We start from the raw sequence: 21,674 nt of genomic DNA on the forward strand, positions 1-21,674 counted from the left end.
CCTCACCGGAACGAGCTTCACCGGAACGGGCTTCAGAGCTGCAGCTTGAACCCGACGTGCGACGCCGTGAAGCCGAGGCGCTCGTAGAAGCGGTGGGCATCGGTCCGGGTGGCGTCCGACGTCAGCTGTACCAACTGGCAGCCCTCGCTTCGGGAGCGGTCCACGGCCCACTCGATGAAGCGGGTGCCCAGACCGCTGCCCCGCTCGTCGGCATGGACGCGTACGGCTTCGATGATCGAGCGGGTCGCTCCCTTACGGGACAGCCCCGGAACGATCGTCAGCTGCAGCGTGCCCACGACCCGTCCCTCCCGTACGGCGACGACCACGTGCTGGTTCGGATCCTTGCTGAGGCGTTCCAGTGCGGTCAGGTACGGGGTCAGGTCGTCCGGTGACTCACGCCGCGAGCCCAGCGGGTCGTCGGCGAGCATCGCGACGATCGCGGGGATGTCGTCGGCCACCGCGGGCCGTATCTCAAGATCTCCCATGACGGCAGCCTATGCAGACCGCGACCGGGGCGGCCGCGTCCCCGGGCGGGTCTGTCCCGGCGGCCCCGGCTACGCGGGCGCGGGCAGGTTCGCCGACTCCACGACACGGACCAGCGGGGCCAGCTCGGGGCTCCGGGCCGCCTCGTCCAGCGCCTCACGCAGGGCCGCGTCGTTGGTGGGCCGGGCCTCTTCCAGAAGCTTGAGCCCCGCCTCGCTGACGTTCGTGTAGATGCCGCGGCGGTCGGTGGGGCACAGGTAGCGCGAGAGCAGGCCTCGGTCCTCCAGCCGGGTCACCAGTCGTGTGGTGGCGCTCTGGCTGAGGACGACCGCGTCGGCGACCTGCTTCATCTGCAGATGGCCGCCATCGCCGTCGTGCTGGCGGCTGAGGACGTCGAGGAGCGAGTACTCGCGCACGCTCAGGCCGTGCCGGCTCTGCAGGGCCCTCTCGATGTGCGCCTCGATCCTCCCGTGCAGCAGAGAGAGGGCGCACCAGCCCTGGGCGAGCGCGGTGAGCGCGGGGTCCGTCGCTGTCATGGCATTTCCTCCGTCCCGGAGTGGCTGACACCCAGGATAGGGCACGGCCGCAATATCCTGCGTTTGCACTTAACCCGCGTCTGCAACTATTGTGAACGCACGTAAAGCGCTCCTGCAATCTTCTGGGAAGGTCGTCCCCATGCCTCTCGCGCTTCTGGCCCTCGCGATCGGGGCCTTCGGAATCGGAACCACCGAGTTCGTGATCATGGGCTTGCTGCCCGAGGTCGCCGGCGACTTCGGTGTCTCCATCCCCACCGCGGGTTTCCTCGTGACCGGCTACGCGCTCGGAGTCATGTTCGGCGCGCCCCTCATGACCGTGCTCGGCACCAAGGTGTCCCGCAAGCGGATGCTGATGCTGCTGATGGGACTCTTCATCATCGGCAACCTGATCTCCGCGGTCGCCCCCACCTTCACCGTCATGCTGATCGGACGCGTGATCGCCTCGCTCGCGCACGGTGCCTTCTTCGGCATCGGCTCGGTCGTCGCCGCCGACCTGGTCGCACCGGACAAGAAGGCCGGCGCCATCGCGATGATGTTCACCGGACTGACCGTCGCCAACGTCGTCGGCGTACCGTTGGGGACCCTCATCGGGCAGTCCGCCGGCTGGCGCGTGACCTTCACGGTCGTCGCCGCGCTGGGCGTCCTCGGCCTGGCCGGCATCTTCAAGCTGGTGCCCGACATGCCCAAGCCGGAAGGCGTGCGCCTGCGTCATGAGCTGGCCGCCTTCAAGAACGTCCAGGTCCTGCTCGCCATGGCGATGACCGTGCTCGGCTTCGGCGGAGTCTTCGCGGCGATCACCTACATCGCGCCGATGATGACGAACGTCACCGGTTACGCCGACGGCTCCGTCACCTGGCTGCTCGTCCTCTTCGGCCTGGGCATGGTCGGCGGCAACCTCGTCGGCGGCAGGTTCGCCGACCGCGCCCTGATGCCCATGCTGTACGTGTCACTGGGCGCCCTCGCGGTCGTACTGGCCCTGTTCACCCTCACCGCGCACAACAAGATCGCGGCGGCCGTGACCATCACGCTGATCGGAGCCCTCGGGTTCGCCACCGTTCCGCCGCTGCAGAAGCGGGTGCTCGACCAGGCGCACGGCGCCCCGACCCTCGCCTCCGCCGTGAACATCGGTGCCTTCAACCTCGGCAACGCCCTCTCGGCCTGGCTCGGCGGCGTCGTGATCGCGGCCGGCATGGGCTACACCGCCCCCAACTGGGTCGGCGCCGTCCTGGCCGCCGCAGCCCTGCTGCTCGCCGTCCTCTCGGCCGCACTGGAGCGCCGCGCCCACCCCGCCGATTCGGCGGACCCGTCCGTCGTGAAGGCGGAACAGGCGCACTCCGTGCAGCCGCAGGCCGTCGTCCACAACTGAGCGTCGGCGGCAACTGAGCGTCGGCCGCGATCCCCCACACCGCACCCTCTCGCAAGGAGAAACCCTCATGAGCACCACCACCGTCACCCCGCTGACCATCCAGGACGCCGAGGCGCTCGTCACGGCCGCCCGTCACGCCGCGGAAGCCGCGGACGTCAAGGTCAGCGTCACGGTCCTCGACGCGGGCGGCCACCTGCTCGCCTTCCGGCGGGACGACCGAGCGGTCCTGATCTCGGGCGAGACCAGCACCCGTAAGGCCTACACGGCACTGCAGCTCGGCACTCCCACCGCGGATCTCGTCGAGGCCGTCCAGCCCGGTGGGCTCTTCCACACCCTGCCGACCGCGCTCGACCGTCCGCTCCTGTTCATCGCCGGCGGTGTCCCGGTCCACCGCGACGGCCGTCTGATCGGCGCGATCGGAGTCGGCGGCGGCGCACCGGAGCAGGACCACGGGTTCGCCACCACCGCGGTGCAGACCCTCGCCTAGCTTGCCCAGAAGGGCCGGCGCCCGGAGCGCCCGTACCAGCGAACCGCCCGCTCGTCCCCGAGCGGGCGGTTCGCTCGGTTCAGCCCGCGGCCACCGTGAGCGGAGCGAACCGCCGCGTCCAGTCGCCGGGCAACTCGCCGATGCCGTACGTCATGACCGCGTTGAAACTCAGGGAGGCGAGCCCGCGCTCCTTGACCCACGCCAGCAACTCCTCATGCCGTACATCGATGTCCGTGCGCAGGGGACGGTCGGTACGCGAGGCCAGCGAGGCGATGAGCGCCTTCGCGGTCTCGGTGTCCCGGGCGATCAGCGGACCCACGACGTGGCTGTCCATGTTGGGCCAGGCGGCGGCGTATCCGATGATCCGGCCGTCCTCCTCGGCGACACGCAGTTGGTCGGAGAAGGCGGGCAGCCGCGTAATCATGTGCGTCCGGTCCGCGCCGAAGACCTCCTCGTCGAGGCGGAGGATCGTGACGAGATCCTCGGCCGTGGCAGCGCGCGTGGCCACCTCGGGCTCCGGGCCCAGAGGGCTGAAGCGGCCACGGACCATCTCGGCGCGCCCGATGGCCTTGAAGCCCAGTTCCTCGTAGAGAGGGCGCCCGTACGGGGTGGCGTGCAGGGTCACCGGGGTGGCCCCCAGTTCGGCCACGACCTGGCGCATCAGACGACGCCCGATGCCCTGGCGGGCGTACCGCTCGGCGACCAGCACCATGCCGATGGCTGTCAGATCCGGCTGTTCCCGGGGCCCGTAGGCGGTCACGACGCAGGCGGCGACCAGGCCTCCGCCGGGGTCGTCGATGCCATAGCCCGTCCCGGCCGTGAGCAGCAGACCCCATTTGTGTTCCTCGCGGGGCCAGTCCCGGTTCTCGGAGAGGTCGGCGCAGGCGGAGAGATCGCGAGGCGTCAGACGGCGGATGGGCAGAGCGGCGGGGGAAGGAGTCGACACGCAGGTCAGGCTGTCCGACGGGCGGGTTCCCCGTCCACCGGTTTGCGGGCGGCCGTACGGATCCTTTGCCCGCGCCGGGTCAGCCCCCAGGGCTTGAGGACCGAGATCACCGTCATGAAGAGATACGCGGACAGCGAGACGACCGGTCCGAACAGGACGTCACCGGGGTCGGGCAGCGGTCCGCCGTCCGACACGGCGGCGACCGCGGTGTTCACCCCGGGGCGCAGGGCGAAAACGGTGGCCGTGGTGGTGGCCAGAGTCAGCCAGAACTTGGTGTAGACCCACCGGTGCCTCGCCAGCCCCCACTGCGTGCCCAGGGACAACAGCAAGCCGGTGAGAAGCGTAAAGAACGCCAGGGGGAGCAGAAGCCAGTCGGCGAAGGTCTTCATGGCGCGGACAGAGGCTTCCACGGTCGCCGCGGATCCGGTGGTGGTCGCGGTGATTCCCAGGGCGAGCAGCCCGAGCGTGAGCCCGAGCCAGCACGCGGACGCGGCTACATGGACGACGAGGGTGGCCCGGCGCACGGGGCGGCTTAGTTTCACGTGAAACACCGTGCCTGGCGCGTGCGGCCGAGGCGTCTGACAGCGGGAGTAACCCCGCGTACTAGCCTCGGCGTACATCCTGTGAATTGGCCTGCGCCGCCCGGTAATTGAAAGAATTGGTGAGACGTCCACCACGCAATTCCTGACGTAAGGAAGCGGGGACTTGTGCGTCGGACCGCGGCCGGTATGGTCGACTCCGGTTCGTGTCCGACGAGGTGTCCGCACATCTCGTCGGGGCGATCGCAGGGCAATGCAGCCTAACGGGACAGAAAGATCGAAGAACCGCATTTCCGGTTACCAACCGGGCTGGTGTTACTGAGTGGGATGCTGACTTGGCTGTAGTGCGGCCAATGTCACATTCTCGGCTCACTTGTCTCCAGTGTGCGATGACGCGGTCCAATATGGGCGCACTGGCCATCAGGACGGAATGGGGCGAAGTAAGCAGTCTGCGGGGGGAAAGCAGGCATCTTCCGATGGAGGAGGTGCGCAGACCGACCGAAAGATGTTCGAGGCGAGGCACAGCATGGACGCTCCGACCACCACGTCGGCCGACAACGGCACTTCAGGGGGTGGCGGCGGAGGCGGCTGGTTCACACCGCACACGCCACCGGAGCCGCCCGCGGGCGGCGAACAGGGGGCGACCGAGGGGCGGCGCCTGGCCGCGTTGCGGCCCGTCAACAGGTCCGCGGCGGGAGGGGCCGGCCCGGCACAGCGGCGAATACCCCCGTCCGCCCCGCCTGCTCCGTCCGCTCCGTCCGCCAGGCCCGGATCGGACACCGATCGAGCAGACGTCGAACCAGCAGCGGACGTCGAACCAGCAGCTCCCCCCACAGCAACCGCCCCCACGGCGGTCTCGGCCCCCGCGCCGGACTCCGCCCCCGCGCCGGACTCCGTGCCCGCGCCTGTGCCGCCCCCCGCTCCCGCGAGGCCCGCCTCCCCCGACGCCGTCCTCATCCGCCGCACGATGGCCGAGGTGGCACCCGTCGCCGACAAGGTCACCTCGTACTTCTACGCGCTGCTCTTCGTCCGCCATCCAGACCTGCGCCCCCTGTTCCCGGCCGCGATGGACACGCAGCGGGACCGGCTGCTCAAGGCGCTGCTGACGGCGGCCGAACACATCGACAACACCGAGATCCTGGTCTCGTACCTGCAGAACCTCGGCCGCGGCCACCGCAAGTACGGCACGCGCCCCGAGCACTACCCCGCCGTCGGGGAGTGCCTCCTCGGCGCGCTCAGCCGATTCGCCGAGGCGGCCTGGGACAGCGAGACCGAGGCGGCCTGGGTCAGGGCGTACACGAAGATCTCCCAGGTCATGATCGACGCCGCGGCGGTGGACGAACTGCGCGCGCCGGCCTGGTGGTACGCCGAGGTGATCTCGCACGATCTGAGGACCCCGGACGTCGCCGTCGTCACGGTCCGCCCCGATCAGCCGTACCCCTTCCTCGCCGGCCAGTACGCGAGCCTGGAGACCCCGTGGTGGCCCCGCGTCTGGCGGCACTACTCGTTCGCCTCCGCGCCCCGCTCGGACGGACTGCTGTCGTTCCACGTGAAGGCGGTTCCGGCGGGCTGGGTCTCCAGCGCGCTGGTGCACCGGGCCCGCCCCGGCGACATCCTCAGGCTCGGCCCGCCCGCGGGCTCGATGACCGTCGACCACACCACCGACAGCGGGCTGCTCTGCCTGGGCGGCGGCACCGGTATCGCGCCGATCAAGGCACTCGTCGAGGACGTCGCCGAACACGGGCAGAGGCGGCCGGTCGAGGTCTTCTACGGGGCCCGCACCGGTCACGACCTGTACGACATCGACACCATGCTCCGGCTGCAGCAGAGCCACTCATGGCTCGCGGTGCGTCCCATCGTCGACCAGCAGGCACATCTGCAACTGCCCGACGCGGTCCGCGAATACGGTCCGTGGGACGAGTACGACGCCTACCTCTCCGGGCCGCCCGGCATGATCCGCAACGGTGTGGACGCGCTCCGGGACATCGGTATCCCGTCGGAACGGATCCGGCACGACGCGGTGGAAGACCTCGTCGCGGCACGGGACTGACTCCGGCCCGAACCGGGATGACGAACCCGAACCACGAACCCGAACCAGGAACGGCGAACGAAAAGCGGCGGGCAGGTCAGCCGAGGTCGGGTGCCTGCATCGCCCGTACGCCCTCGATGTTCCCGTCGAGATAGTGCCGCAGCGACAGCGGTACGAGATGGACGGAGGCGATGCCCACGCGGGTGAAAGGGATCCGGACGATCTCGTAGTCGCCGCAGGGCTCCTCGATCTCGGGACCGTGGCGGAGCGAGGGATCCATGGATTCCAGATGGCAGACGAAGAAGTGCTGCACCTTCACGCCGGTCGAGCTGCTGTCCTCGCCGATGTGCTCGACGGTGTCGACGAAGCACGGTACGACATCGGTGATCTTGGCGCCGAGTTCCTCGTGCACTTCACGGTGGAGGGCGTCGACGACGGTCGTGTCCTCAGGCTCGACCCCGCCACCGGGCGTCAGCCAGTAGGGATCGACGCCGGGCTTGGTCCGCTTGATCAAGATCAAGTCGTCGCCGTCCAGCAGGACGGCCCGGGCGGTGCGCTTGACCACGGGTCGGTCGGTCATGGGAGGAATGTGGCCCGGTTGGTTCCACGTGAAACATCGCCGTCCGGACCAGGCGAAGCATCTGCGTCACGACCAGCCGGTAGCGGCGCGCATCAACCACTCGTGGGCGCGCGCGATATGCGGCATGGCCAGTGTGCCGGTCCGTACCACCAGGAAGTATGTACGAAGGGGTGGTACCGGCGGCTCGCTCAGCGCCACCACGTCGCCCCGCTCCAGGGCCGGTCCGCACAGATAGCGCGGCAGGACCGCTAGTCCCGCGCCGGTGGTGGCGCAGGCGAGCACCGCCCGCAGATCGGGAACGATGACCGTGCCCGATGCGGCGGGCAGGGAGTCGAAGACGGAAGCCCAGTAGCGGGCGATGAACGGCAGCGACTCGTGCACCTCGACCACGGGCAGGTTCTCCAGCGCGGGCGCGCCTTGGCGCCGTATCTTGTCGGAGCCGATCCGGGCGATCCAGCGCGGGGCGGCGACCAGCACGTGCTCCTCGTCGCAGAGCGGAGTCGCGGTGAGTAGAGGGCCCCGCGGGCGTGCCGTGCTGATGGCCAGATCATGATGTCCGGCAGCGAGTCCCTCCAGTGTCTCCTCCGCATTGCCGAAGGAGGCCCGCAGCGCGAAGCCGTGGCCGTCTTCGCCGATCAGCTCGGTGAGTGCGGGCAGCGCGCGCTCGGCGGTGAACTCCGGTGGCCCGGCGAGGTGGAGGGTGCGCAGGGAGGAGTCCGCGTCGAGGCCGGTCTCGGTGATCTCCACGAGGGCGTCGAGATGCGGAGCGGCCTTGTGGGCGAGCTCGTCCCCGATGGTGGTGGGGGTCACCCCGCGGGCCTGGCGCAGGAACAGAGGGCGCCCCAGCTGCCGTTCGAGCGTGCGGATCTGTGAGGTGACGGCCGGCTGGGAGAGGCCGAGCAGGGCGGCGGCGCGGGTGAAGGAGCCGGCCCGGTGCACGGTCACAAAGGTCCGCAGCAGGGCCAGATCCATGGCTTCCCTTCAACTTCCAGCTTGCCGGAAGCCCCCAACTATAAATAAGTCGATAGCTCCCTGTCGCTACCGTGATTGGACACTGACACAGAGTCAACTAGCCTTGTTCGCGCGGTTCTTAGCGCAGAGAACCGGGGCGGTCCGAGCCACGAGGGGGGAGGCTCGGGCCGTCCGTTGTGCGTAGCGCGGCTACTGGCCGGTCACTCGGAAAGTGCTCACTTCGCGGACTCGTCGAGCGCTCGCCGGACGTCGGCCACCAGGTCCTCCGGATCCTCGGCGCCGACCGAGAGACGGATGAAGCCCTCCGGGACCGCGTCGCCGCCCCAGCGCCCGCGCCGCTCGGCGGTCGACCGCACCCCGCCGAAGCTCGTCGCGTCGTCCACGAGCCGCAGTGCGTCGAGAAAACGGTCGGCACGCGCGCGCGTGGGCAGGGTGAACGACACCACGCATCCGAAGCGCCTCATCTGCTGCGAGGCGATCTTGTGCGAAGGGTCGCCGGGCAGTCCGGGATAACGGACGCCGAGCTCCTCGGGCCAGTCCCGCAGTGTCTCGGCGATCACCTGGGCGCTCGCGTCCTGCCGGTCCACGCGCATCTGCAGCGTGGCGAGCGAGCGGTGCGCGAGCCATGCCTCCATGGGCCCCGGGATCGCCCCGACGATCTTGCGCCAGCGCCGTACGGAGGCCATCGCCGACGCGTCGCCACCCGTGACGTAGCCGAGGAGGATGTCTCCGTGACCGGTGAGCTGCTTGGTGCCGCTGGCCACGGAGAAGTCCGCGCCCAGCTCCAGCGGCCGCTGCCCGAGCGGCGTCGCCAGGGTGTTGTCGACCGCGACGAGGGCGCCGCGCGCGTGGGCCGCCTCGGCGAGCCGTCGTACGTCGCACACGTCGAGCCCCGGGTTCGACGGGGTCTCGATCCACAGCAGCTTCGCCCCGTCGAGGACGTCGAGCTGGGCGTCGCCGCCGGTCGGGGCCGTGCGCACCTCGATGCCGTACGCCTCCAGCTGTCCGCGGACGAGCGGCAGGACCTGGTAGCCGTCGTCGGGCAGCACGACCGCGTCGCCGGCGCTCAGCTGGGAGAACAGGACGGCCGAGATGGCGGCCATGCCGGAGGCGAAGACGAGCGTCTCGACGCCGTCCCGGCCCGGAGCCTCCAGCTCGCCGATCGCGCGCTCCAGGTGGGTCCAGGTCGGGTTCTCGTCGCGTCCGTAGGTGTAAGGGCCGGTGGGATCGCCCGGCAGATGGAAGTGGGCGGCGAAGACCGGGCCGGGGAGGGTCGGCTCGTGCTTGACCGGCTCGGGCAGCCCCGCCCGTACGGCACGTGTGCCGTCACCCGCTCCCTCGAAAGAATGTGTCATGCCGCCAGTCCTTCCACTTGCTCGCGTACAGCGGCGAGCAGTCCTGGGCTCGCCGCCTCCACCATCTCAAGACACTCCTCGAAACCGTCCATCCCCCCGTAATAGGGATCCGGTACGTCGAGATCGGCGCCGGCCGCGAGGTCGTACGAGCGCAGCAGCCGGACCTTCTCGGCGTCGGCGGGGGTCGGCGCGAGGCGGCGCAGGGCCTTGAGGTGCCCGGCGTCGAGGGCTATCACCAGGTCGAGCCGGGAGAACCAGTCGGGCCGGAACCGGCGGGCCGCATGGCCGCTGCCGTAGCCGTTCGCCTCCAGCACGGAGACGGTGCGCGGGTCGGCGCCGTCACCCTCGTGCCAGCCGTCGGTACCCGCGCTGTCCACCTCGACCAGACCGTCGAGCCCCGCCTCGGCCACCCGCGCGCGGAAGACGGACTCGGCCATCGGGGAACGGCATATGTTGCCGGTGCATACGAAGCACACGCGATAGGGCATCGGGGTCGCTCAGTCCTCGTCGGGAAGGACGACGTTCAGAGCCCAGGAGACGATCGAGATGATCAGGCCGCCCAGGACTGCGGTCCAGAATCCCTCGACGTGGAAGCTCAGGTCGAGCTTGTCCGCCAGCCACGAGGTCAGCAGCAGCATCAGGGCGTTGACCACCAGCGTGATCAGTCCGAGCGTGAGGATGAACAGCGGGAAGGTGAGGACCTTCACGATCGGCTTGACCAGGAAGTTCACCAGTCCGAAGACCAGCGCGACGAGCAACAGCGTGCCGATCTCCTTGCCGGTGCTGTCACCGGACAGGGTGATCTTGTCGAGCAGCCACACCGCCACGGCGAGAGCGCCCGCGTTGGCGATCGTCTTGACTACGAAATTCTTCATGTGTCTGATCGTGACAGAAGAGATCGGATACGAGCAGCGGGGCAGGGGCGGACAAGGGCGATGAAGGCATTCCGGCTGGACGAACTGGAGGCGGAGCGCGCCGCCAACGACGGCGCGTACCTCCAGTTCCTGCGCGAGAAGAACATGTCGGTCGGCCTGTACGCGCTGGACGCGGGCGCACAGGACCCCCAGCAGCCCCACGGCCAGGACGAGGTGTACCTCGTCGTCAGCGGCCGTGCCGCGATCACGGTGGGCATGGAGACGACCCAGGTGGCGCGCGGCAGCGTCGTGTACGTACCCGCGGGGGTGGCGCACAAGTTCCACCACATCAGCGAGGATCTGCGGGTCGTCGTGGTCTTCTCTCCGCCGGAGAGCTGACGTCCGCCTCAGGGTTCCCTAGGGGAACGGTCAGGGGAGGACAAGGGGCGCGAGGCCCCCGTCGGCACCCCTGCCGCCCCTAGCATCGAGGCAGGACATTCGTGGCCCGCCGGCACGGCGGGAACGATCAGGGCAGCACTCGGAAACGGGCAGAGAGACAAGGAACAAGGGCGATGCGAGAGATCTTCGCGGGGATGCCGTGGTGGGTTAAGTGGGTCGCGGTGCCGGTCATCGCTCTGGTCGTGTTCGGCGGCCTGATAGCGAGTGTCGTCGGATTCGTGATCGGCCTGCTCTTCAAGCTGCTGCTCTTCGTGGCACTGGTCGGCGGACTGATCTACGTCGTACGGAAGTTCATGTCGGGCTCCTCGTCGAGGAGCGACTGGTAGAGATCGGCACGGGGGACAGGTGATCCGCCGGACCCCGCCGTCCGGCCATCCCTCACCGCTGAGGGGGAACCGTCGGTTCCCTCGGCTGGGGGAAGTTTTCGAGGCATGTCGTCAGCGATCGGTGGCAGACGGTTAAAGTCCGGAACTCGCCGCGGGGTCGATCCTCGGGAGCGGCGTTCCAGAACCTCCCGCGTCACCCTCGCGCGGGCGGCCCCCTCGCGTTTCGGGAGTGACCTTTGGCCACGGTGGACACCGCACCCGCAGGATCGAAGGTTCCGGCCTCCGAGCCGCACCCCACGACCCTCATCGGTTCGGTGCAGCGTGCGATGCGTCTTCTGGAGTCCGTCGCGCGGCACGAGCACGGGGCGCCCGCGAAGCAGCTGGCCCGCGAGGCCGGACTCGCTCTCCCCACGGCGTACCACCTGCTGCGCACCCTGGTGCACGACGGGTATCTGCGCCGCGAGAAGGGGCTGTTCTTCCTCGGCGAGGCGGCCGAGCGGCTGAGCCGCAGCGGGGCCCAGCAGAAACGTCGCAGCACGATCGCCGACGCTCTGGGAAGCTGGCGCGATTCGATCGGTGCTCCCGTCTACTACGCGGTCTACCGCGGCGGGGAGATCGAGGTCCAGTGCGTCGCCGACACCCCGGGCAATCCCGCGGTCGAGGAGTGGGCGGACTTCCGGGAGACGGGGCACGCACACGCGATCGGCCAGTGTCTGCTGTCCCAACTCGACGCGGAGGGGCGCAGGGACCACCTCGACCGCTACCCCGTCCGATCCGTCACGCCGTACACGGTGCGTGACGATCAGACCTTGATTCGCCGTCTCGAATCGGCCGGACGTATGCAACCGGTGATCGAACGTCAGGAGTACGCGCTGGGCACGGTCTGCGCCGCGATCCCTCTCACTTTGGGCAGCACGGCCGCCACGGTGGCCATCTCCATGCCGTCCCACCAGGCCGATCGCCTGCTGCCGGCGGCGCGGCGACTGCAGCGCGAGATCGATCTGCTGCTGGGGACACTCTCCGTCTCTATCAGCATCTGAAAACTCACTCCTTGTGATCTGGTGTACACGTTCAGCAAGATGCCAGAAGTGTTAGGTGGACGATTCCCGGCCATGGACGGCAAACGACGGGGTAGGCGATGCGCGAGTCGGTAGTACAGGCAGAGGTCATGATGAGCTTCGTCGTCTCGGAGGAGCTCTCCTTCCGCATCCCGGTGGAGCTGCGTTACGAGACCTGTGATCCCTATGCCGTGCGTCTGACCTTCCACCTGCCCGGCGACGCTCCGGTGACCTGGGCCTTCGGCCGGGAGTTGCTGATCGACGGTGTGGGCCGACCGTGCGGGGACGGAGACGTGCACATCACTCCCTCGGACTCCGAGGGTTTCGGCGATGTGCTGATCCGGCTCCAGGTGGGTGTCGACCAGGCCCTGTTCCGCTGCGGTACGGCGCCGCTGCTGGCGTTCCTCGACCGTACGGACCGGCTGGTCCCGCTGGGCCAGGAGCGCTCCCTCGCCGACTTCGACACGCACCTGGATGAAGCGCTGGACCGCATCCTGGCGGAGGAGCAGAGCGCGGGGTGACGCGGCGGCGGCCGGAGTGAGGTGACGTTTTCCCGGCTACCGCCGCCCGCGGTGGGGTTTCAGTGCTTGCGGCGGCGGCCGCTCCCGCCGCGCAGGGGTGCCTTCCCGCCCGGCTGGGGCTGGGGCGGTTGGTGGGGCTGAGATTGCTGGGCCGGGGCGGCGTCACCCGGGCGGTCGGCCGAGACCACCAGGGCCGCGAGAGCCGTGGTGACCGGCACGGAGGCGACCAGTCCGATCGAGCCGACGAGGGTGCGGACGATCTCCGCGGCCACCAGTTCGCTGTTGGCCACCGTCCCCACGCTGCTCTGTGCGATGGAGAAGAGCAGCAGCAGAGGCAGCGCCGCGCCCGCGTAGGCGAGGACGAGCGTGTTGACGACGGACGCGATGTGGTCGCGGCCGATGCGGATGCCCGCGCGGTACAGGCCCCGCCAGCCCATCGTCGGGTTGGCCTCATGCAGTTCCCAGACCGCCGACGTCTGCGTCACCGTGACGTCGTCGAGCACGCCGAGCGAACCGATGATGATGCCCGCGAGCAGCAGACCGCTCATGTCGATGGACGGGTAGAGACCGTGGATCAGGCCGGTGTTGTCGTCGGTGTTGCCGGTCAGCGCGGCCCAGTCGATGAACAGTGAGCCGAGCAGCCCGATCAGCACCAGGGACAGCAGCGTGCCCAGTACGGCGACCGACGTCCGGGCCGAGAGCCCGTGGCACATGTAGAGCGCGATCAGCATGATGGCGCTGGCCCCGACCACCGCCACGACCAGTGGATTCGAACCCTGCAAAATCGCGGGCAGGATGAAGAACGTCAGGATCAGGAAGCTGACGGCCAGCGCGATCAGCGCCATGACGCCGCGCATCCGGCCCACCACGACCACCGCGACGGCGAAGATGCCGGCGAGCAGCGTCATGGGGAGCTTGCGGTTCACATCGGTGACCGAGTACTGGAGCTCCTTGGGGGCGTCGGGCGCGTACGCCACGATCACCTCCTGGCCCTGCTCCAACTGGCGTGAGGAGTCCGGCTGGACGATCTCCGTGAAGGTACGGCCCTTGTCCTTGCCGGAGTCGACCCGGATCGTGGCCTTCTTGCAGGTGCCCGAGGCCTGCTGCTGCGCCGACGAGCCCTCGGCCGTCGAGGTGTCGCCGGTCGGAGTCCCGCCCGAGGCGTTCACGGACTTGCAGTCGACCTTGTCGACCTTGGTCACGGTGGCCTGCTGGGTCTGCCGGTCGAAACCGACACCCGTGCGTTCGTGTCCGGGGGCGCCGCCCGGCCAGAGCACCGCGAGACCGACAACGACCGCCGCGGCGAAAGGAATCAGCACTGCCGCGATGATCTTGCGCAGATGCATGGAGACAGGTGCCGCGGGGCCGTGCGAGTGGCCGTGCCCGCCGCCGTGACCGTGGCCGTCGTGGCCGTGTCCGTGGGGCGGTTCGGACGGCGGGAGTGGAGGCTGCTGCGTCGTGGTCACCGACCGATCATCGCAAGAACGAGAGGGGCCCACTGTTCACCGCGCCCATTGTGACGCTAGCGTGGAAGCACCTTTGCACACGCGGGAGCTCGGAGCACCGGGCTGAGAGGGCGCTGACCTCCGTATCCGCGATGTTTCACGTGGAACATCGCCGGACGGGAAACGCTGCGTCGACCGCCGAACCTGTTACCGGGTAATGCCGGCGTAGGGAGTAGGTCTCATGACCAACAAGGACGTACGCACGCCTGCCTCCAGCCAGACGCACGGGGCGCTCGCCCCGGCCGACGGCACCGAGGTGTCCGCAGCGGCCGAGGACGGCGGGGCAGCTGCTTCGCCCGAGAACCACAAAGTCGGGAAGCCCGAAATCGGGAAGCCTGACATCGGGAAGTCCGAAACCGGTGAGTCCGAAGCCGGGAAGTCCATCGGCTGGCACAAGGCGTATGTCGCGGGCTCGCGCCCCGATCTGCGGGTGCCGGTCCGTCAGGTGCATCTCACCAACGGTGAGTCGGTCACCCTGTACGACACCTCCGGCCCGTACACCGATCCGGCCGTCGACACCGACGTACGCAGGGGTCTTGCGCCCCTGCGCGACAACTGGATCATCGCCCGTGGCGACACCGAGGAGTACGCGGGCCGTCCCGTGAGCCCCGAGGACGACGGGATCAAGCACACCTCGCCGCGCGGCGGACTGCGCAACCTCGACGCGGTCTTCCCGGGGCGTCCGCGGCTGCCCCGCCGGAGCCGTGACGGGCAGGCGGTGACCCAACTCGCCTACGCGCGGCGGGGCGAGGTCACGCCGGAGATGGAGTACGTCGCGATCCGGGAGAACGTCGAACCCGAGGTCGTCCGTGCGGAGATCGCGGCGGGCCGGGCCGTGCTGCCGGCCAACGTCAACCACCCCGAGATCGAGCCGATGATCATCGGCAAGCGGTTCCTGGTGAAGGTCAACGCCAACATCGGCAACTCCGCGGTCACCTCCTCCATCGAGGAGGAGGTCGACAAGATGACCTGGGCGACGCGGTGGGGCGCCGACACGGTCATGGACCTCTCGACCGGCCGCAACATCCACACCACCCGTGAGTGGGTGCTGCGCAACTCCCCCGTCCCGATCGGCACGGTCCCCCTCTACCAGGCGCTGGAGAAGGTCGACGGGCGGGCCGAGGAGCTCACCTGGGAGATCTACAAGGACACGGTCATCGAGCAGGCCGAGCAGGGCGTGGACTACATGACCGTCCACGCGGGTGTGCGTCTGCCGTACGTCCCGCTGACCGCGAACCGCAAGACCGGCATCGTGTCGCGCGGCGGCTCGATCATGGCGGCATGGTGTCTGGCGCATCACAAGGAGTCGTTCCTGTACGAGCACTTCGAGGAGCTCTGCGAGATCCTCGCCTCCTACGACGTCACGTACTCGCTCGGCGACGGTCTGCGGCCCGGGTCGATCGCGGACGCCAACGACGCCGCGCAGTTCGCGGAGTTGCGGACCCTCGGAGAGCTCAACAAGGTCGCGAAGCGCTTCAACGTACAGACCATGATCGAGGGCCCGGGGCACGTCCCGATGCACAAGATCAAGGAGAACATCGACCTTCAGCAGGAGATCTGCGAGGAGGCCCCGTTCTATACGCTCGGTCCGCTGACGACCGACATCGCCCCGGCGTACGACCACATCACCTCCGGCATCGGTGCCGCGATGATCGCCTGGTGGGGCACGGCGATGCTCTGCTACGTCACGCCCAAGGAACACCTGGGCCTGCCCAACCGTGACGACGTCAAGACCGGCGTCATCACCTACAAGATCGCGGCCCATGCGGCGGACCTCGCCAAGGGGCATGCGGGCGCACAGGAGTGGGACGACGCGCTGTCGGACGCCCGCTTCGAGTTCCGCTGGGAGGACCAGTTCAACCTGGCCCTGGATCCGGACACCGCCCGGGAGTTCCACGACGAGACCCTCCCGGCCGAACCGGCCAAGACGGCGCACTTCTGCTCCATGTGCGGCCCGAAGTTCTGTTCGATGAAGATCAGCCACAGCATCAACGAGCAGTTCGGCGGTACGGCGGTCCCGGGGGCCTCCCCCGAGGAGGTCGCCGAGGGGATGCTCCAGAAGTCGAAGGAGTTCGCCGCCGCGGGCAACCGGGTCTATCTGCCCATGGCCGACTGACCCGAGCGTCCGTCAGCCCCGCACGCCCTAGGCCGACCTGACGGTCGTCCTCGGCCGACCCGACGGTCGCCCATCGCCGACCTGACGGTCGTGGTGTCGCGATGCCGAGGTCCTGGGCGATCTGTTCCAGGGCCTCGGCGACCCGGACTTGCCGGGGCGGGCGGTGTCGGCGGGTCCGGCCCTATTCCGGAGCGTGCTCCGGTCCCCCGAAGTCCGGGCTGCTGAAGTCCGGGCTCGAGTAGCTGGGGCGGGGGCCCGCTGCCGCACCCCCGTCGGGGCTGCTGAAGCCCGGGCGGTTGTAGCCGAGCTGCGGCATCCGGCTGACCGGTGCCGTCGGCTTCGTACGGCCGAGGGCCGCTGTGCCCGGGTCGGCGAGAGCCTCCCTGAAGAACGGCATGAGGCCGCGCTCCAGGAGGGCTTCGTGCCAGGCTTCCCTGGCCAGGGCGACCTCCTCGTTCCGCTCGCCGTGCACGCCGGCCTGGAGCGAACTGGCGCCGTTGCGCAGGGCGGCGAGCAGCAGGCCGACCGCGGCGACCAGGATCGAGACCGCCGTGATGGCGCCGAAGACCCAGCCGGTGGTGAGCAGGGTACGTGCGATGCCCGGCTCGGGGTCGAGCATCTTCAGGATGTAGCCGACGAGCAGGAAGATCGCCGCGGCGGTGCCGGCGAGGACCGGGGCGAGCACGGCGACGACCGCGGCGGCACCGGCCCCTGCGGTCTCGGCGACTTCCCCCATGGTGGTGGCGAGCCCCACCGCACTCGTGCCCGGCTCCGTGGAGCTGGTGGATCCTTCGCGGACGGGAGGGGTGGACGGCGCCGGCTGGCGCAGTTCCTCGCGGACCTTCACATAGTGCTGGTACTCGCTCGCCGCGGCCGCCGTGATGAGTGCGGTGGCGTTGAGTGCCATCGTGCGCAGTTGTTCGGGATTGAGCCGCTGGCCGACAGCGGCGAGTTCCGGGCGGTGTGGTGCGGAGCGCAGCGCCTCGTCGAGGATCCGCTCGTACTCCTGGCGGTCCTCGCTCAGCAGGTGCTGCGGAACGCTGTTCATGTGCATCCCCCGATGCTCCGTAGGGCTGGGTGACTCGGCATGCTGACGAGCCGTCGGGCAGAAACGGAGGGGAGCCTGCTACGGATAAGCCGATGGTAGAGCGACGACGGCACAGGGTGACAGGGGGTTTCCAGAATTTGCCCCCGGACCGCACGCGTCCTCCATCGGAGGACGTGTGCCCCGTGAACGCTCAGCTATCCAGGGGAAGCTGCTGGACCAGCAGTTTTCCGGCCATGGTCACGCCGCCGTCCATCGCGATCGCGAGCTTGTCGGCGTACACATGAGGTTCTTCGACCGCGAGGGGCGGCGAATTCTCCCCGTCCTCCGAGCCGACCTCGCCCCTGAGATACGGAATGGGGCTGTGACCATGGACGATGCGTGAACCGCCGTACGTCTCCAGCAGGGAACGGACCGCCTGCGCACCGCCGTCGTCGCGGAACGCGAAGCGCTTGGTGAACTTGCGGAAGAGGTCCCAGCACTCGTCCGCGTCATTGCGGGTGAGGGTTTCGCGGATGGTGTCGTTGACCGCTTCGATGGAGTCGCCGTAGTCGAGATAGGCGGTCGTGTCGGAGTGCACGAGCAGATGCCCGTCCGCCAGTTCCATCGCGTCCAGGCGGGCCATCCACTGCAGATGATGGTCCTGGAGCCGTTCCATGTCGGTCTTCTGGCCGCCGTTGAGCAGCCAGGCGGCCTGGAAGGTGGCGGTTCCCGCGCCGGAGTTGACGGGGGTGTCCCCGAAGCGCCGGGCGCCCAGCAGCAGCAGTTCGTGGTTGCCCATGAGGGCCTTGCAGTAGCCGCCGACCGCGGCGGCCTCCGCGGACAGTCGCATCACGAGGTCGATGACGCCGATGCCGTCAGGCCCGCGGTCGGTGAAGTCACCGAGGAACCACAGCCGGGAGGTCCCGGCCGCCCAGCGGCCTTCGAGGTCGATGAGCCCCTTCTCGTGCAGCGCGGTGACGAGTTCGTCGAGGTACCCGTGCACGTCACCGACGACGTACAGCGGACCCGGCCCCTCCTCGGGCTGCGGAATCTGCCCGGCCTCGGGGTCGACCGGCATCTGAACCGTGTCACCGCGGTTGATGACCGGCAGATCGCGCTCCGTCGGCGTGTAGCCCTCCGGCTCGGCGGCGGGGACGCCGGCCTCACCGTGCGGCGGCCCGCCCGCGTAGGAACCGGACCGGACGTAGGGCTCCGGGGGCCCGGTGTACGGGTCGGCGGCCTGGTCGTACGGCTCGGCGGAGCGGTCGTACGGCTCGGCCGGCCGGTCGTACTGCCCGGGCGGTGCCGGGTGCGGTCCGGGCGGCTGCGCGTACGGACCGGCTTCGTGGACGTACGCCGGTACGCGGAAGTCGCGCACCGTCGGCGTCCGCATCTCGGGTCCCTGACCGGCCCCCTGAGTCATCGACCCCTCCACCACCATCGCGCCGCATCTGCACCGCGTCGGACTGCCTGGTCGCAGCGGCCCGCGGTGTCGTCCGCCCATCATAGGAATGCGGATCGCGCCATGTGATGACCCAGGGGTGGTGAATCGGAGCAGAACCCCAGTTCACCGTGGTTTTCTCCCGAATTGAGAGGGGCTTTCCGCGTCGGAGGTCACCCCTCCTCCGGGGACCTCGGCGGGCTGACGGTCGTCCGTGGCGGCCGACGCTCGGAGGAGGTGCGCACGATCAGCTCCGTCGGTATCACCTGCTCGACCGGTTGGTCCGATTCGACCCCCTCGATGGCGTCGATGAGGAGCTGGACCACGGCCGTGCCGATTCGTCTCGGTTTGAGCGAGAGTGTCGTGACGGGCGGTTCAGTGCTGGCGTAGACGGTGGACTCGCTGCAGCACACGAGGAGCAGGTCGTCCGGTACGCGCAGACCGTAGCGCCTGGCCGCCGCGAGGAGGTCGGTGCCGTTGGGGTCGAACAGCCCGTAGACGGCGTCGGGCCGGTCGGGCCTGGCGAGCAGCCGGTCGGCCGCCACGGCCCCCGCGCACGGATCGTGCGCGGGATAGGCCTCGTAGACGGGATCCTGGCCCACGCGCTCGCACCAGCGCAGGTACGCCGTCGTGGAGAGGTGCGTGTACGTGTCCGTGGTCGTCCCGGTCAGCAGGCCGATCCTGCGGGCGCCGGCGGCGGCCAGGTGGTCGAGGATGCCCAGGACCGCGGCCTCGTGGTCGTTGTCCACCCAGGCGGTCACCGGCAGCGAGCCGGCCGGGCGGCCGTCCGAGACCACCGGTAACCCCTGGCGGACCAGTTCGCTGACGACCGGGTCCTGGTCGGAGGGGTCGATGACGACCGTTCCGTCCAGGGCCACGTTCGACCACACGTCGTGGCGCGAGGTCGCCGGGAGGATGACCAGGGCGTAGCCCCGGGCGAGCGCGGCCGAGGTGGCGGCTCTGGCCATCTCCGCGAAGTACGCGAACTCCGTGAAGGTGAAAGGTTCGTCCCCGTAGGTCGTCACGGTCAGGCCGATGAGGCCCGACTTGCCGGTACGGAGGGTTCGGGCCGCCGCGGAGGGGCGATACCCCAGCCGGTCGGCGACCTCGCGGACATGGCGTCTGGTGGCGTCCGGGAGCCGTCCCTTGCCGTTGAGGGCGTCGGAGACCGTCGTGATGGAGACTCCGGCGGCCGCGGCCACGTCTCTGATGCCCGCCCGGCCCGGCCGGTTTCCTCGACGGGAGGTATCCGACCGGCTCACCTGGTGCTTCCCTGCTGCTGTCATGGCGAGCCGATAGTAGGGCTCATGCGGTGGGGTAGTGCGGACGCATATGCACTCGTTGACAGGCACGTTTCTGCATGGTCATAAGCACTCAACTCCCTTGGAATGCAAGGGAGTTGACCGTTTCAATGGCAGTACGTCACTTGTCGACGCGCATGAGCCTGCCAAAGGGGCCATGTCTCGAAGAGGTCTCAACTCACCTTCACGAGGGATGCGCGCCACGGCGCGAGCCACCGGCGCGGGCTGTGACGGGCAGCGCGCCCCCTCTTTCGTACGCCTTCGGGCGGTGATGCCCGGGAGTGCGCCCGCGGATCTTCGGTGCCGGCCGGGAGGTCGGTCCCGGGCCGTACTCAGCGGCTGCGAATCCTCTTAAGGTGAGCAGTATTGGTAGCCGGTGGTGGTGATGAGCCGGAGACGGTCACAAGGAGGACTGCGGTGAGCGAGACGAGCCCGAAGCTGCGAGCCGAGCTGGAGGGTATCCCCACGTACAAGCCGGGGAAGCCCGCCGCGTCCACGGACGGTCCGGTGGCGTACAAGCTGTCCTCCAACGAGAACCCCTATCCGCCGCTGCCGGGTGTGCTGGAGAGCGTGAGCGCGGCGGTGGGGGCCTTCAACCGCTACCCCGACATGGCGTGCACGGGGCTGATGAGCGAGCTGGCGGACCGGTTCGGGGTGCCGCTCACGCATCTGGCCACCGGCACCGGCTCGGTCGGCGTCGCCCAGCAGCTGGTGCAGGCGACCTCCGGACCGGGCGACGAGGTGATCTACGCCTGGCGGTCCTTCGAGGCGTACCCGATCATCACCCGCGTCAGCGGGGCGACGCCGGTCCAGGTGCCGCTGACGCCGGGCGATGTCCACGACCTCGACGCGATGGCGGACGCGATCACCGACCGGACGCGGCTGATTTTCGTCTGCAACCCCAACAACCCGACGGGCACGGCGGTGCGGCGGGCCGAGCTGGAACGATTCCTCGACCGGGTGCCGGGCGATGTCCTGGTGGTTCTCGACGAGGCGTACCGGGAGTTCGTGCGCGATGCCGAGGTGCCGGACGGTGTCGAGCTGTACCGGGAGCGGCCGAACGTGTGCGTGCTGCGTACGTTCTCCAAGGCGTACGGTCTCGCCGGGCTGCGGGTCGGCTTCGCGATCGCTCATGAGCCGGTGGCGGCGGCACTGCGCAAGACGGCCGTGCCCTTCGGTGTGAGCCAGCTCGCTCAGGACGCGGCGGTCGCCTCGCTGCGCGCCGAGGACGAGCTCCTCGGGCGGGTCGGTTCGCTGGTGTCCGAGCGCGCGCGGGTGGTCGAGACGCTGCGCGGGCAGGGCTGGACGGTGCCGGACACCCAGGCGAACTTCGTGTGGCTGCGGCTCGGGGAGCGCACGGTCGACTTCGCCGCCGTGTGCGAGCAGGCCGGGGTCGTCGTGCGGCCGTTCGCGGGCGAGGGTGTCCGGGTGACGGTGGGCGAGACCGAGGCCAACGACATCTTCCTGAAGACGGCGGAGGGCTTCCGCAAGGAGTTCTGACCGATCCGTCGCCCAAGCGGTCGATCAAGGCCCCGGCACCCCGCACTTCGCGGGATGCCGGGGCCTTGTGGCGTTCGTCTCTTCCGTTGTCTGCGCACGCCCTCTGACCTGGCGTTTTGTGCCTGACACGGCGGCGCCCGCAGCTGGGTACCCCCACCTGTCACCGGTCGAACGGCCATGCGTCATAATTGCTTGTGAATGTGAACGCGTTCACAAGCGCGTCCCATTTGCTTCTGGATGTCTGGGGCAAGTGGGGCAAACTGCCGCGGTTAC

22 protein-coding genes are annotated in these 21,674 nt (G+C 69.3%); 9 read left to right on the forward strand and 13 right to left on the reverse strand.

All coding sequences use genetic code 11. From position 1 onward, the window contains the following. Positions 1 to 32 precede the first annotated feature (32 nt). The gene (locus IE278_RS11745; RefSeq protein ID WP_189771420.1) at positions 33 to 485 is read right to left on the reverse strand and encodes a GNAT family N-acetyltransferase; all 453 of its coding nucleotides are present in this window, start codon (positions 483 to 485) and stop codon (positions 33 to 35) included. A 69-nt stretch (positions 486 to 554) separates the two neighbouring features. After that, positions 555 to 1,019 (reverse strand): MarR family winged helix-turn-helix transcriptional regulator, encoded by a 465-nt coding sequence (locus tag IE278_RS11750; RefSeq protein WP_189771422.1) that lies wholly within the window; start codon positions 1,017 to 1,019, stop codon positions 555 to 557. 139 nt (positions 1,020 to 1,158) lie between these two features. On the opposite strand from IE278_RS11750, the gene IE278_RS11755 reads away from it, so the two are divergent. Further along, entirely contained in the window at positions 1,159 to 2,385 is a 1,227-nt protein-coding gene (locus IE278_RS11755) for an MFS transporter (RefSeq protein WP_189771424.1), read from the forward strand. Positions 2,386 to 2,452: 67 nt separating this feature from the next. After that, positions 2,453 to 2,872, forward strand: a complete 420-nt coding sequence (locus IE278_RS11760) for a GlcG/HbpS family heme-binding protein (protein ID WP_189771425.1) — start codon at positions 2,453 to 2,455, stop codon at positions 2,870 to 2,872. Between the two features lie 79 nt (positions 2,873 to 2,951). On the opposite strand, the gene IE278_RS11765 is transcribed toward IE278_RS11760, so the two are convergent. Then, positions 2,952 to 3,818: a GNAT family N-acetyltransferase gene (locus tag IE278_RS11765; protein ID WP_189771426.1), complete on the reverse strand. Its 867-nt coding sequence runs from the start codon at positions 3,816 to 3,818 to the stop codon at positions 2,952 to 2,954. A gap of 5 nt (positions 3,819 to 3,823) precedes the next feature. Continuing rightward, positions 3,824 to 4,360: a DUF2269 family protein gene (locus tag IE278_RS11770; protein ID WP_189771427.1), complete on the reverse strand. Its 537-nt coding sequence runs from the start codon at positions 4,358 to 4,360 to the stop codon at positions 3,824 to 3,826. 502 nt (positions 4,361 to 4,862) lie between these two features. Here IE278_RS11770 and IE278_RS11775 point away from each other — a divergent pair. After that, a complete protein-coding gene (locus tag IE278_RS11775) occupies positions 4,863 to 6,407 on the forward strand; it encodes a globin domain-containing protein (RefSeq protein ID WP_189771428.1) in 1,545 nt (514 codons plus the stop codon). Between the two features lie 76 nt (positions 6,408 to 6,483). On the opposite strand, the gene IE278_RS11780 is transcribed toward IE278_RS11775, so the two are convergent. From IE278_RS11780 to IE278_RS11800, 5 genes are all read right to left on the reverse strand, one after another. Further along, a complete protein-coding gene (locus IE278_RS11780) occupies positions 6,484 to 6,966 on the reverse strand; it encodes an NUDIX domain-containing protein (protein ID WP_189771429.1) in 483 nt (160 codons plus the stop codon). Between the two features lie 66 nt (positions 6,967 to 7,032). Continuing rightward, positions 7,033 to 7,938, reverse strand: a complete 906-nt coding sequence (locus tag IE278_RS11785; RefSeq protein ID WP_189771430.1) for a LysR family transcriptional regulator — start codon at positions 7,936 to 7,938, stop codon at positions 7,033 to 7,035. 215 nt (positions 7,939 to 8,153) lie between these two features. Beyond that, positions 8,154 to 9,293 (reverse strand): cystathionine gamma-lyase, encoded by a 1,140-nt coding sequence (locus tag IE278_RS11790; RefSeq protein WP_189771432.1) that lies wholly within the window; start codon positions 9,291 to 9,293, stop codon positions 8,154 to 8,156. After that, positions 9,290 to 9,781: a low molecular weight protein-tyrosine-phosphatase gene (locus tag IE278_RS11795; protein ID WP_189771433.1), complete on the reverse strand. Its 492-nt coding sequence runs from the start codon at positions 9,779 to 9,781 to the stop codon at positions 9,290 to 9,292. The genes IE278_RS11790 and IE278_RS11795 overlap by 4 nt, the downstream gene beginning before the upstream one ends. A gap of 9 nt (positions 9,782 to 9,790) precedes the next feature. After that, entirely contained in the window at positions 9,791 to 10,168 is a 378-nt protein-coding gene (locus IE278_RS11800) for a phage holin family protein (protein WP_189771434.1), read from the reverse strand. A gap of 60 nt (positions 10,169 to 10,228) precedes the next feature. On the opposite strand from IE278_RS11800, the gene IE278_RS11805 reads away from it, so the two are divergent. From IE278_RS11805 to IE278_RS11820, 4 genes are all read left to right on the forward strand, one after another. Continuing rightward, entirely contained in the window at positions 10,229 to 10,546 is a 318-nt protein-coding gene (locus tag IE278_RS11805; protein WP_189771435.1) for a cupin domain-containing protein, read from the forward strand. Positions 10,547 to 10,719: 173 nt separating this feature from the next. Next, complete coding sequence (locus tag IE278_RS11810) at positions 10,720 to 10,932, forward strand: DUF5326 family protein (RefSeq protein ID WP_189771436.1); 213 nt, start codon at positions 10,720 to 10,722, stop codon at positions 10,930 to 10,932. A 314-nt stretch (positions 10,933 to 11,246) separates the two neighbouring features. Beyond that, entirely contained in the window at positions 11,247 to 11,972 is a 726-nt protein-coding gene (locus tag IE278_RS11815) for an IclR family transcriptional regulator (protein WP_373311978.1), read from the forward strand. Between the two features lie 98 nt (positions 11,973 to 12,070). Beyond that, positions 12,071 to 12,511: an SsgA family sporulation/cell division regulator gene (locus IE278_RS11820; RefSeq protein ID WP_189771437.1), complete on the forward strand. Its 441-nt coding sequence runs from the start codon at positions 12,071 to 12,073 to the stop codon at positions 12,509 to 12,511. Positions 12,512 to 12,570: 59 nt separating this feature from the next. Here the strand turns inward: IE278_RS11820 and IE278_RS11825 are convergent, their stop codons facing one another. Continuing rightward, positions 12,571 to 13,977, reverse strand: a complete 1,407-nt coding sequence (locus IE278_RS11825; protein WP_189771438.1) for a YibE/F family protein — start codon at positions 13,975 to 13,977, stop codon at positions 12,571 to 12,573. Between the two features lie 220 nt (positions 13,978 to 14,197). On the opposite strand from IE278_RS11825, the gene thiC reads away from it, so the two are divergent. Beyond that, entirely contained in the window at positions 14,198 to 16,132 is a 1,935-nt protein-coding gene (thiC, locus tag IE278_RS11830) for a phosphomethylpyrimidine synthase ThiC (RefSeq protein WP_246570257.1), read from the forward strand. A 181-nt stretch (positions 16,133 to 16,313) separates the two neighbouring features. On the opposite strand, the gene IE278_RS11835 is transcribed toward thiC, so the two are convergent. The 3 genes from IE278_RS11835 to IE278_RS11845 all read right to left on the reverse strand — a co-directional run bounded on the left by IE278_RS11835 (position 16,314) and on the right by IE278_RS11845 (position 19,886). Beyond that, a complete protein-coding gene (locus IE278_RS11835; protein WP_189771440.1) occupies positions 16,314 to 17,186 on the reverse strand; it encodes a hypothetical protein in 873 nt (290 codons plus the stop codon). 184 nt (positions 17,187 to 17,370) lie between these two features. Further along, positions 17,371 to 18,597 carry a metallophosphoesterase gene (locus IE278_RS11840; RefSeq protein WP_246570267.1) on the reverse strand — a complete coding sequence of 409 codons (1,227 nt, stop codon included), beginning with the start codon at positions 18,595 to 18,597 and terminating at the stop codon, positions 17,371 to 17,373. 176 nt (positions 18,598 to 18,773) lie between these two features. Continuing rightward, positions 18,774 to 19,886: a LacI family DNA-binding transcriptional regulator gene (locus tag IE278_RS11845; protein WP_189771444.1), complete on the reverse strand. Its 1,113-nt coding sequence runs from the start codon at positions 19,884 to 19,886 to the stop codon at positions 18,774 to 18,776. A 432-nt stretch (positions 19,887 to 20,318) separates the two neighbouring features. Between IE278_RS11845 and hisC the strand changes: the two genes are divergently transcribed. Beyond that, positions 20,319 to 21,401, forward strand: coding sequence for a histidinol-phosphate transaminase (gene hisC, locus IE278_RS11850; protein ID WP_189771445.1), 1,083 nt, complete (start codon positions 20,319 to 20,321; stop codon positions 21,399 to 21,401). Positions 21,402 to 21,674: the final 273 nt, after the last annotated feature.

The sequence above is a fragment of the Streptomyces tauricus genome, assembly GCF_014650955.1.
Classification (GTDB): domain Bacteria; phylum Actinomycetota; class Actinomycetes; order Streptomycetales; family Streptomycetaceae; genus Streptomyces; species Streptomyces tauricus.

Excerpts from the sequence above, each read along its gene's own strand:
- IE278_RS11745 (WP_189771420.1), bottom strand. The coding sequence starts at position 485 with ATGGGAGATCTTGAGATACGGCCCGCGGTGGCCGACGACATCCCCGCG.
- IE278_RS11750 (WP_189771422.1), bottom strand. The coding sequence starts at position 1,019 with ATGACAGCGACGGACCCCGCGCTCACCGCGCTCGCCCAGGGCTGGTGC.
- IE278_RS11755 (WP_189771424.1), top strand. The coding sequence starts at position 1,159 with ATGCCTCTCGCGCTTCTGGCCCTCGCGATCGGGGCCTTCGGAATCGGA.
- IE278_RS11760 (WP_189771425.1), top strand. The coding sequence starts at position 2,453 with ATGAGCACCACCACCGTCACCCCGCTGACCATCCAGGACGCCGAGGCG.
- IE278_RS11775 (WP_189771428.1), top strand. The coding sequence starts at position 4,863 with ATGTTCGAGGCGAGGCACAGCATGGACGCTCCGACCACCACGTCGGCC.
- IE278_RS11780 (WP_189771429.1), bottom strand. The coding sequence starts at position 6,966 with ATGACCGACCGACCCGTGGTCAAGCGCACCGCCCGGGCCGTCCTGCTG.
- IE278_RS11785 (WP_189771430.1), bottom strand. The coding sequence starts at position 7,938 with ATGGATCTGGCCCTGCTGCGGACCTTTGTGACCGTGCACCGGGCCGGC.
- IE278_RS11790 (WP_189771432.1), bottom strand. The coding sequence starts at position 9,293 with ATGACACATTCTTTCGAGGGAGCGGGTGACGGCACACGTGCCGTACGG.
- IE278_RS11795 (WP_189771433.1), bottom strand. The coding sequence starts at position 9,781 with ATGCCCTATCGCGTGTGCTTCGTATGCACCGGCAACATATGCCGTTCC.
- IE278_RS11800 (WP_189771434.1), bottom strand. The coding sequence starts at position 10,168 with ATGAAGAATTTCGTAGTCAAGACGATCGCCAACGCGGGCGCTCTCGCC.
- IE278_RS11805 (WP_189771435.1), top strand. The coding sequence starts at position 10,229 with ATGAAGGCATTCCGGCTGGACGAACTGGAGGCGGAGCGCGCCGCCAAC.
- IE278_RS11810 (WP_189771436.1), top strand. The coding sequence starts at position 10,720 with ATGCGAGAGATCTTCGCGGGGATGCCGTGGTGGGTTAAGTGGGTCGCG.
- IE278_RS11820 (WP_189771437.1), top strand. The coding sequence starts at position 12,071 with ATGCGCGAGTCGGTAGTACAGGCAGAGGTCATGATGAGCTTCGTCGTC.
- thiC (WP_246570257.1), top strand. The coding sequence starts at position 14,198 with ATGACCAACAAGGACGTACGCACGCCTGCCTCCAGCCAGACGCACGGG.
- IE278_RS11835 (WP_189771440.1), bottom strand. The coding sequence starts at position 17,186 with ATGCACATGAACAGCGTTCCGCAGCACCTGCTGAGCGAGGACCGCCAG.
- IE278_RS11845 (WP_189771444.1), bottom strand. The coding sequence starts at position 19,886 with ATGACAGCAGCAGGGAAGCACCAGGTGAGCCGGTCGGATACCTCCCGT.